15 protein-coding genes and 3 tRNA genes are annotated in these 12,872 nt (G+C 39.3%); 11 read left to right on the forward strand and 7 right to left on the reverse strand.

Going from position 1 to position 12,872, the window contains the following annotated elements:
- The first annotated feature begins 42 nt into the window (after positions 1-42).
- From ccoG to BMW39_RS06200, 3 genes are read left to right on the forward strand one after another with little or no spacing between them, the layout of a single operon-like run.
- A complete protein-coding gene (gene ccoG / locus BMW39_RS06190; protein WP_034973121.1) occupies positions 43-1,494 on the forward strand; it encodes a cytochrome c oxidase accessory protein CcoG in 1,452 nt (483 codons plus the stop codon).
- A 10-nt stretch (positions 1,495-1,504) separates the two neighbouring features.
- Positions 1,505-1,954 carry a FixH family protein gene (locus BMW39_RS06195; protein WP_034973123.1) on the forward strand — a complete coding sequence of 150 codons (450 nt, stop codon included), beginning with the start codon at positions 1,505-1,507 and terminating at the stop codon, positions 1,952-1,954.
- On the forward strand, positions 1,945-2,682 hold the full coding sequence (locus BMW39_RS06200; protein ID WP_034973125.1) for a sulfite exporter TauE/SafE family protein: 738 nt from the start codon (positions 1,945-1,947) through the stop codon (positions 2,680-2,682). Before BMW39_RS06195 ends, BMW39_RS06200 begins: the two co-directional genes overlap by 10 nt.
- Before the next feature lie 51 nt (positions 2,683-2,733).
- Here the strand turns inward: BMW39_RS06200 and BMW39_RS06205 are convergent, their stop codons facing one another.
- The 4 genes from BMW39_RS06205 to BMW39_RS06220 all read right to left on the reverse strand — a co-directional run bounded on the left by BMW39_RS06205 (position 2,734) and on the right by BMW39_RS06220 (position 5,182).
- Complete coding sequence (locus BMW39_RS06205) at positions 2,734-3,207, reverse strand: DUF6702 family protein (RefSeq protein WP_034973127.1); 474 nt, start codon at positions 3,205-3,207, stop codon at positions 2,734-2,736.
- Positions 3,208-3,265: 58 nt separating this feature from the next.
- Complete coding sequence (locus BMW39_RS06210) at positions 3,266-3,976, reverse strand: LOG family protein (protein ID WP_034973128.1); 711 nt, start codon at positions 3,974-3,976, stop codon at positions 3,266-3,268.
- Complete coding sequence (locus tag BMW39_RS06215) at positions 3,973-4,686, reverse strand: nucleotidyltransferase family protein (protein WP_034973129.1); 714 nt, start codon at positions 4,684-4,686, stop codon at positions 3,973-3,975. Before BMW39_RS06215 ends, BMW39_RS06210 begins: the two co-directional genes overlap by 4 nt.
- Positions 4,687-4,750: 64 nt before the next feature.
- Complete coding sequence (locus BMW39_RS06220; RefSeq protein WP_034973130.1) at positions 4,751-5,182, reverse strand: RapZ C-terminal domain-containing protein; 432 nt, start codon at positions 5,180-5,182, stop codon at positions 4,751-4,753.
- Between the two features lie 149 nt (positions 5,183-5,331).
- Here BMW39_RS06220 and BMW39_RS06225 point away from each other — a divergent pair, with 149 nt between their 5' ends.
- From BMW39_RS06225 to ypfJ, 5 genes are all read left to right on the forward strand, one after another.
- The gene (locus BMW39_RS06225) at positions 5,332-6,495 is read left to right on the forward strand and encodes an NTF2-like N-terminal transpeptidase domain-containing protein (protein WP_034973131.1); all 1,164 of its coding nucleotides are present in this window, start codon (positions 5,332-5,334) and stop codon (positions 6,493-6,495) included.
- A gap of 9 nt (positions 6,496-6,504) precedes the next feature.
- The gene (locus tag BMW39_RS06230) at positions 6,505-7,041 is read left to right on the forward strand and encodes an adenine phosphoribosyltransferase (RefSeq protein ID WP_034973132.1); all 537 of its coding nucleotides are present in this window, start codon (positions 6,505-6,507) and stop codon (positions 7,039-7,041) included.
- Between the two features lie 78 nt (positions 7,042-7,119).
- Positions 7,120-7,824 (forward strand): tetratricopeptide repeat protein, encoded by a 705-nt coding sequence (locus BMW39_RS06235; RefSeq protein ID WP_034973133.1) that lies wholly within the window; start codon positions 7,120-7,122, stop codon positions 7,822-7,824.
- Positions 7,825-7,837: 13 nt separating this feature from the next.
- Positions 7,838-8,323, forward strand: a complete 486-nt coding sequence (gene ribH, locus BMW39_RS06240) for a 6,7-dimethyl-8-ribityllumazine synthase (RefSeq protein ID WP_034973134.1) — start codon at positions 7,838-7,840, stop codon at positions 8,321-8,323.
- A gap of 185 nt (positions 8,324-8,508) precedes the next feature.
- On the forward strand, positions 8,509-9,357 hold the full coding sequence (gene ypfJ / locus BMW39_RS06245; protein ID WP_034973135.1) for a KPN_02809 family neutral zinc metallopeptidase: 849 nt from the start codon (positions 8,509-8,511) through the stop codon (positions 9,355-9,357).
- Between the two features lie 127 nt (positions 9,358-9,484).
- Here the strand turns inward: ypfJ and BMW39_RS06250 are convergent.
- The 3 genes from BMW39_RS06250 to BMW39_RS06260 form a co-directional block, all read right to left on the reverse strand.
- Positions 9,485-9,568 (reverse strand) — tRNA-Leu (locus BMW39_RS06250).
- A gap of 5 nt (positions 9,569-9,573) precedes the next feature.
- Positions 9,574-9,649 (reverse strand) — tRNA-Gly (locus BMW39_RS06255).
- Positions 9,650-9,689: 40 nt separating this feature from the next.
- Positions 9,690-9,771: transfer RNA gene (locus tag BMW39_RS06260), tRNA-Leu, on the reverse strand.
- Positions 9,772-9,940: 169 nt separating this feature from the next.
- Between BMW39_RS06260 and BMW39_RS06270 the strand changes: the two genes are divergently transcribed.
- The 3 genes from BMW39_RS06270 (at position 9,941) to hutF (ending at position 12,869) form a co-directional block, all read left to right on the forward strand.
- Positions 9,941-10,321, forward strand: coding sequence for a DUF3127 domain-containing protein (locus tag BMW39_RS06270; RefSeq protein WP_034973137.1), 381 nt, complete (start codon positions 9,941-9,943; stop codon positions 10,319-10,321).
- 87 nt (positions 10,322-10,408) lie between these two features.
- On the forward strand, positions 10,409-11,212 hold the full coding sequence (locus BMW39_RS06275; RefSeq protein ID WP_051879805.1) for an N-formylglutamate amidohydrolase: 804 nt from the start codon (positions 10,409-10,411) through the stop codon (positions 11,210-11,212).
- A 292-nt stretch (positions 11,213-11,504) separates the two neighbouring features.
- Positions 11,505-12,869: a formimidoylglutamate deiminase gene (gene hutF, locus BMW39_RS06280; RefSeq protein ID WP_034974190.1), complete on the forward strand. Its 1,365-nt coding sequence runs from the start codon at positions 11,505-11,507 to the stop codon at positions 12,867-12,869.
- Positions 12,870-12,872: the final 3 nt, after the last annotated feature.

A 12,872-nucleotide genomic window follows, 5' to 3' on the forward strand; every position in this document is an offset into this window, starting at 1 on the left:
CTATTCATTCTCAGGACAATCTCTTTTTTTTATCTAAATATTATGAGTACTACAGAAAAAAAATACAACGAGGCGGAAAGCTGGGTCGTAGAAGCTGAAACATTCAGAGACTCTGTAGGGACAATGGATAATACCGGTAAAAGAAAATGGGTATTTCCACGAAAACCTAAAGGAAAATTTACCAATTACAGAGTTCTGGTAAGTATCTTACTATTAGCAATTTACTTTGCTGTTCCATTTTTGAAGATCAATGGAAATCCGGTTCTATTATTCAACATCATAGAACGTCAATTCTTTATTCTTGGGCAACCATTTTATCCTCAGGATTTCTTTATCCTGGCATTGGGCGCGATTGTTTCACTAATATTCATCATCATCTTTACCGTTGTTTTCGGAAGGATATTTTGTGGATGGATCTGTCCTCAAACTATCTTTTTAGAAATGATATTCCGTAAAATAGAATATGCGATAGAAGGTGACCGAAACAAGCAGATGAGACTCGACAACCAGGAATGGAATACAGAGAAGATCTGGAAGCGTTCCTTGAAATGGTTTATCTTTCTATTGATTTCCGTTATCATTACCCACATTATGTTTATGTACATTGTCGGGTATGAGGAAGTTCTTAAAATAATGCAACAAGGTCCTTTTGAAAAACCAACCAATTTCTTGGTAATGATCCTTTTCACTGCGGCATTCTATTTTGTATTTGCTTGGTTTAGAGAGCAGGTTTGTACAATGGTTTGTCCTTATGGAAGACTTCAAGGTGTTTTAATCGACAAAGAGACCATCAACGTTTTTTACGATTATAAAAGAGGAGAAAACCGCGCTAAATGGAAAAAAGGCGAAGACAGAAGAGCCGAAGGAAAAGGCGACTGTATCGACTGTAAACAGTGCGTTGTCGTTTGTCCAACCGGAATCGATATCCGTGATGGTCTACAAATGGAGTGTGTGAACTGTACCGCTTGTATCGACGCTTGTGATGAAGTGATGGTGAAAGTTGGCCTTCCACCAGGATTGATCCGTTACGCCTCCGAAAAAGAGATCGAGGAACAGCAAAACTTCAAATTCTCTGGAAAAATGAAGGCTTACAGCATTGTATTGCTGGTTCTGATTGGTTTCTTAGGTGGATTGCTCTACAACAGAGGCGAGATGGAAGCTAAATTCCTAAAACCTCCTGGATCCACTTTCTTCGTGAGAGACGGAAAAATCACGAACACTTATAATTATACGTTCCTTAATAAATCGAACGAGAACAGAACGGTTATCATCAAAATCATTGAACCGAAAAATGGGGAGATCTCATCTGGAACTTCGAATAGAATTATTATGAAAAGAGATGCGATGATTAAAGGAACCATCAATGTGAGTTTCCCGGAAAGTCAGATCAAACTGTCTAAACAAAATCTGGAACTGGGCGTTTATGATATGAATGGAGAACTGCTGGATTCTTACAGCACTTATTTTGAAGGGCCATTCAAATTTCAATTTTAATTAATACCAAATGAAAAATCTAAATTGGGGACACGGATTGGCCATTGCACTTGGTTGTTTCATCCTTTTCATCCTCTTTCTGATATTTATATTTCCGATGGGAAAACAGAATGCGGAAATGATTTCCAATAATTACTACGAAGAAGAACTTCAGTATCAGGATATCATCGATGCGAAAAATAATGCAGCAAAACTAGAGCAGACACCGACATACAAATCTACCGCTGAAGGCATATTGATCACATTTCCTCAAACGATAAAAGTGGATGAGAACACTGTCAACTTCGTTTTGTTCAGAACTGAAGATTCCAATTTGGATGTAAAAAAAGAAGTGACCTTGCAACACAATCTTTTCTTAATTCCTGCCAAAGTCATCTCGGCAGGTTCTTACACTTTAAAGCTAAAATGGACAGAGAATAAGAAGCCTTATCAGGTGGATTATGACATCTTATGGAAGTAGCACTCATCATATCGGCCATTGGTTTGGGATTCGCGTCCGGATTCCATTGCATCGGTATGTGTGGACCAATTGCTCTTTCGATGGGATTGACGAAGAACCAGAAGGCCAACTTCTATCTTCAAAATCTCACCTATCAATTCGGAAGGATTCTCACCTACTCTATTCTTGGCGGAATCCTGGGCATCATCGGTCAAAGTTTTGAGTTGGCTGGATTTCAAAAATATCTAACTGTTCTGGTTGGAATTTTATTGATTGTAATGGCGATTTTCTCTTTCGGAGGAAAAGACTTCGCCGCTAAAATCCCAATTGTTTCAAGAGGTTTGCTGAATGTCAAAATGAAACTTGGGAAAATCCTACAACGTCCCGATTACAAATCCCGTTTCGCCACCGGAATCCTGAATGGACTTCTACCTTGCGGAATGGTCTATATGGCTTTGACGGCTTCTCTCGCAGCCGGCGGAATCTGGCAAAGTTCATTCTTTATGTTACTTTTTGGATTGGGGACTTTCCCGTTTATGTTTGCCGTCGTTTACTTGGGGAATTTCATCACAACAGCTTTCCGAGTAAGAATATTGAAAGTCATTCCAGTAATGATGATTATCTTGGGCGGATTGTTCGTTTTAAGAGGCCTGGAACTAGGAATTCCTTACGTTTCCCCACACTCAGAATCATTGCACGTGAATCACTCTACAGACGGTTTTCATACGGACCATACTAATTGTCATTAATCAAAAATAAAAGATAAAAAAAAATCGGCCATTTGACCGATTTTAATTTTTTTAGAAAGTGACTTCCGCCGTCTCTTTTCCCTTCTGGAAGTTGAGTGTTTTCAAAGCACCTTTATAAGTGATATTTACAATGTTGACCTGTTTCGGAAACTGTCCAATCAAAATACTGTTCTTGATTTTCAAACTTGAAATATCAGAAACGCCACTCGCTTCATAATAAACCCAAACAGACTCTCCATTGACCTGACTTCCTGTGAAAGTCAATTGTTTCGCAGCACCGTTGATGGCAACATCTACATTATTGTTCACATACTTTTTCACTTCCGCTTCGAATCCTGCTGTTGCCGGGTCGATTTTAACAGCTTGAGAGATATGACCTGTATTAAGCTTCGTTGTGAACTTCAAAGTTTTGGTTCCGTCGATGTAATCCACTTTGGTCATTGATGAAAAGAAATCCAATGCTGTAAAGCTAAAAAGCCCAACCAGCAAGATTCCTAGAGATAATATGAGTATTGATTTTTTCATTTTAATATAATATTTAATAATTTTTACTATTGATTATGGTCAAATTATATGCCACGCCTTAGAAATTCACACTTACCGAATATTTGTCATAGAACGCTTTGATATGCGCCACCGCATCTTCCGCAGTATCTACAACTCGGAAAAGCTCGAGGTCTTTCTCGGCAATCAAACCTTCTTTCAACAATGTTCCTTTGAACCAATCCAGCAATCCGCTCCAGAACTCACTTCCGACCAAAACGATTGGGAACTTCCCTATTTTATTGGTTTGAATCAAGGTCAAAGCTTCCGACAATTCATCCAATGTTCCGAAACCTCCAGGCATCACCACGAAACCTTGAGAATATTTGACAAACATTACTTTCCTAACGAAAAAATAATCAAAATTGATATTGTAACCTTTGTCAACGTACGGATTAAAGTGTTGTTCAAAAGGCAATTCGATGTTCAGACCTATGGATTTTCCGTGTCCGTTCGCACCTCTATTTCCGGCTTCCATTATTCCTGGCCCGCCGCCAGTGATAACGCCGAAACCAATTTCAGTGATTTTCTGAGCAATATCAACAGCCATTTTGTAGTAGTAATTATCTTCCTTCAATCTAGCCGAGCCAAAAATTGAAACACAAGGTCCAATTCTCGCCATTTTCTCGTAGCCATCCACAAATTCCGACATCACGCGGAAAACCATCCAGCTGTCCTTAGTAATGGTCTCGTCCCAGGTCTTCTGGCGCAGACTTTCCTGCAATCTTTTATCGTCGTCCTGTTCTATCATCTGAAAATTCTTTCTGCTTCTACAATAGATTCTGGTCTTCCAACATCTACTAAATTTGAAGTGTGCTGATAACCCACAATGATATCTTCTTTCATCAATTCCATATATTCATCCATAATGGAGAATTTTCCGGTTCTTGTGAATTTATCAAAAATCTCAGAATTCACGCAATGAACACCGCTGAAAGCCAACTCCCTCAATTTGAAAATTCCGCCAACGACAGTTTTTTTGTTGGTTTGAAGATTTCTCCAGCCTTTCAAGAACATTTTATCATTGAACATTAGTTTTCTGGAACTGTCTCTGTCAGAAACTGCCAAAGTAATCATTGCACCTTTGGTCTCGTGAAGTCGGATGAAATTGCTGATATTGAGGTCTGTCAGAATATCAACATTCATTATCAAAAATGATTTCTCATTCTCAAGGAATCTCTTTGCGAAAAGTAATCCGCCTCCAGTTTCCAAAAGTTCTTCGTGCTCGTTTGAGATTTCTATGTTTGCTCCGAAGTTGTCATTCTCAGCCAAAAAAGCCAGAATCTGTCCGCCAAAATGATGAATATTAATGACAAAATCATTGATTCCGAAACCTTGCAGATACTTGATATTTCTTTCGAGAAGTGGAACGCCGTTGACTTTTGCCAAAGCTTTCGGATGTTCGTCAGTGAAAGGTTTCAGTCGAGTTCCCTTTCCTGCAGCAAATATTAATGCTTTCATATTTTATAAATGATAAATAATAATTTGATAAATGATTGAATAATTGGAGATAAAAAATCAATTATCAATTATCGCTTATCGATGATAAATTAAGGTGTAATTGTTCGTCGTGATGCACTGAAACTTCCGCCTCAGGATATTTTTCTTTAATAAATTGAGCCGTTCTGATTGCCGAATAAACCGAACGGTGCTGTCCGCCTGTGCAACCAAAATTGATTTGCAGATGCTCAAAATTTCGGCTTAAATAATTCTCAATGCTGATTGATATTAGTGATTGAATGGACTTTAAGAAATTCGGCATTTCAGTTTTCGTTTCCAAAAATTCCTGAACACCGATGTCATTTCCTGTTTGTATTTTGTATTCCTCAATTCTTCCCGGATTCAAAATTCCTCGGCAATCGAAGACGAAACCACCGCCGTTTTCGGTGTTATCTTTTGGGATGCCACCTTTTTTATAAGAAAAACTATGAATCTCTATATGGAGTTTGTTCTGCATTAAATCTAATTTTTCCGTAAAGTTACTTTTTTTAATTTTCTTTCAAAAATCTGAGTATTCTGAATTTAAAATTTAATTTTGCATATTAATTGATGTAAGGACGGAAAAATCAAACTAATTTCTTACTTTTAAAAATAAATCACAATAAAATGAAATTCATAAAATACTGTCTTTTAATAAGTTTAATGATTTTCACAATCAGCTGCAAGAAAACAAGTGTAGATGGAACCAACCGGATGAGCTTTCAGGAAAGTATCAACGATATGGCTTCCAGCTTACCGACTTTGAAACAGGTGAAATTCAATGAAGCGCTTTATATCCTGAAAACCTTCGGCGTAGAAGCTGATGGCGACATTGCAGAAATCGAGGCATTGGGGAAACTTCTAAATGGTAAGAAAACACCGGAAATTTTCAAAATGGCCGATGAAGTGGCTCAAAAAAATAATATCACCTGGAGCAGTACAGCGCCACCAAGTCTTGGAGAAATGAATATCTTTGGGAATGTCACCGCATCCGAGAAAGACCCTAACGACATCGACGCAGCGTCTTTGAACGTCGTGGTAAGAAATATCGCCGGCGACAGTTTAACCGGTTCAAAAGGCTTGATTATCATTCCTCAACTTCTTGACAATAACGGCAGAAAAGTAGAATTCGAAGGTGCAGCTTTGGAAACCATTATGGAAATTTCCAGCGGCGGAACTAAAATCTCAACGTCTAAAAACCTAATGCAAGACCCAGCGTTCCGAGGTTTCACGATTAAGTATTCATCACTTCCGAGAGAAAAAATCTTCGAAGATAAAATCGATATCAAACTATCTGTAAAAACGACCAAAAAGCTTTTACAAATGATAAAAATGGGTGTTCCAGTCAATGGCCAGGCACTTTACACGCCACCAGCTCCTGTTGTTTCTGATTCGATTCAGGCGCCGCCACCACAGGTTGACCCACAAACTGGAGAAACAGTTGTTCCACCGCCAGCGCCTGTGAAAAATATAGCCGACCCAAAAGCCACGGTGACCAAATTTTTGAATAATCTTTCCACTCAGAACTTCAAAGCGGCCTTTGATGCTGCGGATAATCCAAATTGGGGTTCTTACGACAAATTCTCGAATCCAAATTCAGGTTTCGGTTCTGTGAAGAATATCAATGTGAAAAATATCGCAGTTCCTTATAACAAAGACAATTCAGCCAATGTGAACGTAACCTACGACGTGACGGACAAAAACGGAAAAGTATCTTCTCTTAATGTCACTTACGGTCTGAAAGCGGTCAACAACACCTGGAAAATCACCACCTACAAAATCAACAATTAAAAATAAATAATGGCGTCAGCAGAACTTATCCACAAACTAGAACAAACCATAGAAAACATCCCAGATTTCCCAATTCCGGGAATCCAATTCAAAGATATCTGTCCCATTTTCCTTCAGCCAAAACTATATGAAGAAGTGATTGCGGACCTTGCAGAGTTCAGCCGTGGAAAAATTGACGTCGTTTGCGGAATAGAAAGCCGCGGTTATCTTTTCGGAATTGCAATCGCTGTAGCTTTGGATGTTCCTTTTGTACTCATCAGAAAAGCAGGAAAATTGCCACCGCCATTCATCAGTGAAAAATACGACCTCGAATATGGCTCAGCAGAAATCGAGATGAAAACCGGACATCTTAAAGAAGGTCAACGCGTTCTAATTCACGACGACCTTTTGGCAACCGGAGGAACGACGGAAGCTGCTGCGAAATTAGTTGCAAAGCAAGGTGCAATCCCGACACAATTCAGTTTTTTGATTGATTTAAAAGATTTGAAAGGTGAAGAAAGATTGTCAAAATTTGGAGCAGAAGTCTATTCTATCCTCAATTATTAAAGAATTTTCGTACTAAAAAAAGAATTTTTGCAAATCAAAACTAAAACATTAAATTTGCACTTCATTTACTAAAAAATTATGGCAGATCTACATAACAAAAAAAACGAACAAGAAGGAAAAGAAACTGTAGAATTCTTTAGAGACCTTGATAAAGAAGCACTTAATATCGAAGGCTTTTTGGAAAAAAATGCCAAAGTATTGAGCATTGGTTTCGGTATTTTGATCGTTGCAGTTTTAGGCTGGTTCGGTTATCAGCAGTTCATTCTTGGTCCTAAAAACGAAGAAGCTACAAAAAGCTACCTTTCTGCTCAGAAGAATTTGGCAGAAGGAAAAGAAGACCTGGCTCTTGGTGGAAAATCTGTTGCAAACCCAGGATTCTTGGGAACGTTTGACCAATACGGAAGTACAAAAGCTGGTAAATTGGCAGCTTACAATGCTGGATTGATCGAGTTTAAAAAAGGAAACTATCAAAAAGCTTACGATCTGTTGGACAAATTCAGCTCTGGAAACAAAGTTTTGGTTGCGCTTAAATATGGTGCAATGGCAGACTGTCTTTCTAACCTGAACAAAAGCGATGATGCGCTAGCAATGGCAGACAAAGCTTCTTCTGCTTCAGACGATGCTTACACTTCTTACTATTTTACAAAGAAAGCAGGAATGTTGGCTTTGGCGCTTAAGAAAAATGCAGATGCTAAAAAATATTTCGCGGCGATCGACGAGAAATATCAGGATTATGACAATGGTCAATCCGATGCATTTATCGAAATGACAAAATATTATTAAAATATAAAAAAATATGGCTACTGTAAATCTTTCAGATTACAAACCGCTCAACATTTCCAATGCCGATGAATATTCAATCGGCATTGTTGTTTCTGAGTGGAACGACTTCATCACCTACAACCTTCGAAATGGCGCTTTGGAAACCCTGAAAGCCGAAGGCATCAAGGAAGAGAACATTCATATCCACTACGTTCCCGGCGCATTCGAATTGAGTTTTGCGACTATGAAACTTTGCCGCTCTGGCAGATTTGCTGCCGTGATCGCGATTGGAAACGTCATCCGCGGCGAAACACCTCACTTCGAGTTCGTTTGTTCTGGTGTGACGCAAGGCATTAAGGACTGTAACATTCTGACCGATACACCAGCTATTTTCTGCGTTTTGACAGATGATAACAAAGAACAATCCATCGCGAGAAGCGGCGGAAGTCTCGGAAACAAAGGTGTAGAAGCAGCCGTGACCGCTTTGAAAATGATAGACTTCAACAAGAATTCGAATTAGAATTGATGTCTTAAAATTTTTAGGAGCTATTTCCTGCTGTCCACTGTATCTTTTTTTCCAAAGCTAAATTCCAGCCGCAAAAAAAGGATGCCGTTTCCATCAGGGCTATTAATAAGAGAGATTCAAAAAAATTTGTATAGATATCAAAAAGAAAGTATTAATTTTAAAACACAAAATATTACAAGATGAAATGGACAAACGACAGAAGTGGCAACTTCGATGACAGACGTGGCTCAGGTGGCGGAGGCGGAATGCTGGTCGGCGGAGGATTGGGCACGATCATCATTGCGGCAATTGTCTTCTTTTTAGGAGGAGATCCGTCAGCTATTTTAAACAACGGCGCATCTTCATCGCAACAAACCGAGCAAAGACAACTCTCTAAAGAAGAACTTAGCGTAGGAGAATTCATCAGTATGTTGACAGCCGAAAACGAAGAAACCTGGAACAAGATATTTCAAGAAAACGGAATCCAGTTTACGCCCGCAAAAGTGGTCGCATTCGAAAGAGCAACACAATCCGGCTGTGGACCAGCACAGTCCGAAATGGGACCTTTCTATTGCCCTGCAGACCAGACCATCTATATGGATATGAGTTTCTTCAACGAGCTTCAGCAGAAGTTTGGAGCCAAGGTGGGACAATTCACGGTGGCTTACGTTTTAGGTCACGAATATGGACATCACATTCAAACCTTATTAGGGACCACTCAAAAAGTAAATCAACTAAGAGGAAGATATTCTGAATCTGAAATGAACAAGGTTTCCGTCGCTACAGAACTTCAAGCGGATTTCTACGCCGGATTGTGGGCGAAACAAACGGATAATCGCGAAAAGTTCTTAGAACCTGGCGACATCCAGGAAGCAATGAGCGCTGCAGCGGCTGTTGGCGACGATAACATCCAGAAGAGAGCGCAAGGCTATGTGAACCAAGAAAGCTTTACACACGGCTCTTCTGCGCAAAGGGAAGAATGGTTTATGAAAGGCTACAATTCTGGCGACATCAGACAAGGCGATACCTTCAATGCGCTTTTGAGATAAGATCTATTGAAATTATAAATAAAAATAACAGGCAAATGATTGTCTGTTATTTTTTTTATCTATTCCTGAAAAATTTTGGATATAAAACAAAAAAGACTGCTAATCAATGATTAACAGTCATATTTTGTACCCCAGACGGGACTTGAACCCGTACGTCCTTACGGACACAGGATTTTAAGTCCTGCGTGTCTACCAGTTCCACCACCAGGGCAACGGTGGAGCGAAAAACGGGACTCGAACCCGCGACCCCGACCTTGGCAAGGTCGTGCTCTACCAGCTGAGCTATTTTCGCATAAAAAAAATTCCTAATTGCTTAGAAATTTTTAGCATTGTGCGGATGAAGGGACTCGAACCCCCACGCGGTGAAGCACCAGATCCTAAGTCTGGCATGGCTACCAATTACATCACATCCGCATTATTTTGAAGAACTTCTTTTCTTTCGTTTTGGTGAGTGCAAATATAGAGACTTTTCATATTACCTCCAAAATTATTTCTATATTTTTTTAAAGTTTTTTCGATGGTCGGTTTTGGACTACATCGATAGTTTTTTATTACCTTTACACTCTTAAAACATTTTGAAGACATGGAATTAACAGGAACAATCAAGAAGATTTCTGATTTACAAACATTTGCAAGCGGATTTCAAAAAAAAGAACTCGTTCTTTTGACTGAAGAACAGTATCCACAACCAATCAATATCGAATTTACCCAAGATAAAGTTGATTTGCTGAACGCATACAAAGTTGGAGATAGCGTAAAAGTTCATATCAATATCAGAGGAAGAGAGTGGACAAGTCCTCAAGGTGAAGTAAAGTATTTCAACTCTATCGTAGGATGGAGAATGGAAAAAGGTGGTGCTTCCGATTTCAACGAGCCTACTCAAGCAACTCCTAGTCAAGGTCAGCCAGCTGCTGAAAACAAGAACGTTTTCGCAGAGGACGAAGATGACGATTTGCCATTCTAATATTTTTAGAATCAATCTATAATAAATCCCTGCATTTTTGATAAAAGATGCAGGGATTCTTTTTATATTTCAACTTTGAAACCGTCTATGGAAATCTTTAAAATCATTGAACCTAAAACGTCAAAAGTTCCCATCATCATTAGTGTTCCTCACGCAGGCACTTTCATTCCGGAAGATATTAAGTCTAAAATGAACTCTGAATTGTCTGATAAATTGGACGACACAGATTGGTTCATCGATAAGCTTTATGGGTTTGCAACAGATTTAGGAATTACAATCATCACAGCCAATTACAGCAGATGGGTTGTCGACCTCAATAGAAATCCGGAAAACCAACCGCTTTACAATGACGGAAGAGTGATTACGGATGTGGTGACGGTTACGGATTTTAACGGGAATCAGATTTATAAAGATAATTACATTCCGGATTCTCAGGAAGTTGCCAGACGCGTTGAGCTTTTTCACAAACCTTATCACGAGAAATTGGATGAACTTTTACAACAAACAAAAGCTGAATTCGGGAAAGTGTTGTTGTTTGATGCGCATTCGATTAGGAAATCTGTTCCGGGAATTCGTTCTGAGGATTTTCCGGATTTGATTTTGGGTGATAATGATGAAACCTCTGCAAGTCCAGAATTAATCGAAGCAACGATTGATTCTTTGCAAAATAAAGGTTACGAGTTTTCTCACAATCATCCTTTCAAAGGTGGTTACATCACGAGAAGTTTTGGAAAACCTGAAGAAAACATTCACGCTTTGCAACTGGAAATGTGCAAGACGAATTATATGGATACTTCGGAAATGAGTTATGATGAAACTAATGCGGAGAGAATTCAGTTGGTTTTGAAAGAGACTTTGGTAAATCTTATCGAGCAAATGAAATTTATTTGACTTTAATAATATTACCACACAGTTTGTCATTCAGTAGGAAACCTAGCGAAGTGGTTCGACGAAGTAAATCTAGATTGTTTAGAGTCCTACGGAATGACAAAATAATGTTTTTATCGCAAAATTTGAATTTATGTTGAATCTGCAGCCCGACTTGAACGGAAATCCTTTTTTGCGGCTGGTAAAGCTTAGGCAAAAAGATTGGGAGCGGAAGGCGGAAAAGCTGCCCAAAATATTAAAATGGCTTCGAGAGCCTCAGCCTGACAAATTAAATACAAATACTATTACTTATAAAATGTACACATTCAAAGGATTACTGACCGAAAACGGATGGATGGAAAATGCTTTTGTAAAGCTGGACGACGCCGGAAATATCTCTGAATTGAAAACCGTGGAAACACCCGAAGGCGAATATGTTGATGGCTATGTTTTGCCTGGATTTCAGAATGCGCATTCGCACGCGTTCCAGTATGCGATGTGCGGTCTAGCAGAATATTTTGAAGGCTCGGAAGTTCCTGATGATTTCTGGAGCTGGCGCGATGCGATGTACCGAATTGCGCTGTCACTTTCTCCTGAACAAATGGAAGATGTTGCGGCAATGTTGTACGCAGAAATGCTGCGAAACGGTTATACATCGGTGGCGGAGTTCCATTATGTGCATCACGATAAAGAAGGAAAAGCTTATCAGAATCTCTCCGAAATGGGCGAAAGATTGGTTGCTGCTGCGAAAAGAGTTGGGATTAGAATCACTTTGATTCCGATGTTTTATCAGAAAGGGAATTTTGGGACGGAACCTTACGATTTACAGAAACGTTTTATTTCTAAAAATATTGAAGACTATTATCAATTGCTGGAAGCTTCTAAGCAGTCGATAAAGTTTTATGACAAAGCAAATTTGGCGGTTGGGTCGCATTCTTTGAGAGCGGTTCAGAAAGAGGATTTGATTGAGTCTTCTTTGCTGGCGAAAGATTATCCGTTTCATATTCACATCGCGGAACAGTTGAAGGAAATCAAAGATTCTGTGGATTTTTACGGAAAAAGACCGGCGGAATGGCTTTTGGAAAACTGTGACGTGAATGAAAACTTTAACCTAATTCATTGCACACATTTGGAAGACAATGAGGTTGAAGGCATTGCGAAATCTGGCGCAAACATCGTACTTTGCCCGTCAACGGAAGGGAATTTGGGCGATGGAAGATTCCGTTTCAAAGATTATCAGAAGTTTGGTGGGAATTGGTCGATTGGAACGGACAGTCAGATTTGTGTGAATCCTTTGGAAGATTTGCGACTTCTGGATTACGGACAACGAATCTACACGCACAGACGCGATACTTTTTTCCAGCCAAATCTTGGTGACAGCGGTTTCAATGCTTTGAAGACGGCCTGGAAATCCGGAAGGAAATCGATGGCTTTTGAGAATGAGAATTTCTTCAAAGTCGGACAAAGTTTTGACGCTGTTGTGGTTAATGCGAAAGCGCCTTTGATTGCGACTTCTTCTCTTAAAAATCTTTGCAATACGATTGTTTATTCTTCTGATTCATCGCATTTGCTTGGAACTGTCGTTGCCGGAAAATGGGTGGTTAGAAATGGGAAACACGAGCATTATGAAGAGGTGCGACAAGGTTTTGTTAAATCCATTAATGCAATTAAAATACGCTAACTA

It is taken from the genome of Epilithonimonas lactis (assembly GCF_900110605.1).
Taxonomy (GTDB): Bacteria; Bacteroidota; Bacteroidia; order Flavobacteriales; family Weeksellaceae; genus Epilithonimonas; species Epilithonimonas lactis.

Bases quoted from the DNA above. Each gene is read 5' to 3' on its own strand.
- ccoG (WP_034973121.1), top strand. From the start codon at position 43: ATGAGTACTACAGAAAAAAAATACAACGAGGCGGAAAGCTGGGTCGTA.
- BMW39_RS06195 (WP_034973123.1), top strand. From the start codon at position 1,505: ATGAAAAATCTAAATTGGGGACACGGATTGGCCATTGCACTTGGTTGT.
- BMW39_RS06200 (WP_034973125.1), top strand. From the start codon at position 1,945: ATGGAAGTAGCACTCATCATATCGGCCATTGGTTTGGGATTCGCGTCC.
- BMW39_RS06205 (WP_034973127.1), bottom strand. From the start codon at position 3,207: ATGAAAAAATCAATACTCATATTATCTCTAGGAATCTTGCTGGTTGGG.
- BMW39_RS06210 (WP_034973128.1), bottom strand. From the start codon at position 3,976: ATGATAGAACAGGACGACGATAAAAGATTGCAGGAAAGTCTGCGCCAG.
- BMW39_RS06215 (WP_034973129.1), bottom strand. From the start codon at position 4,686: ATGAAAGCATTAATATTTGCTGCAGGAAAGGGAACTCGACTGAAACCT.
- BMW39_RS06220 (WP_034973130.1), bottom strand. From the start codon at position 5,182: ATGCAGAACAAACTCCATATAGAGATTCATAGTTTTTCTTATAAAAAA.
- BMW39_RS06225 (WP_034973131.1), top strand. From the start codon at position 5,332: ATGAAATTCATAAAATACTGTCTTTTAATAAGTTTAATGATTTTCACA.
- BMW39_RS06230 (WP_034973132.1), top strand. From the start codon at position 6,505: ATGGCGTCAGCAGAACTTATCCACAAACTAGAACAAACCATAGAAAAC.
- BMW39_RS06235 (WP_034973133.1), top strand. From the start codon at position 7,120: ATGGCAGATCTACATAACAAAAAAAACGAACAAGAAGGAAAAGAAACT.
- ribH (WP_034973134.1), top strand. From the start codon at position 7,838: ATGGCTACTGTAAATCTTTCAGATTACAAACCGCTCAACATTTCCAAT.
- ypfJ (WP_034973135.1), top strand. From the start codon at position 8,509: ATGAAATGGACAAACGACAGAAGTGGCAACTTCGATGACAGACGTGGC.
- BMW39_RS06270 (WP_034973137.1), top strand. From the start codon at position 9,941: ATGGAATTAACAGGAACAATCAAGAAGATTTCTGATTTACAAACATTT.
- BMW39_RS06275 (WP_051879805.1), top strand. From the start codon at position 10,409: ATGGAAATCTTTAAAATCATTGAACCTAAAACGTCAAAAGTTCCCATC.
- hutF (WP_034974190.1), top strand. From the start codon at position 11,505: ATGTACACATTCAAAGGATTACTGACCGAAAACGGATGGATGGAAAAT.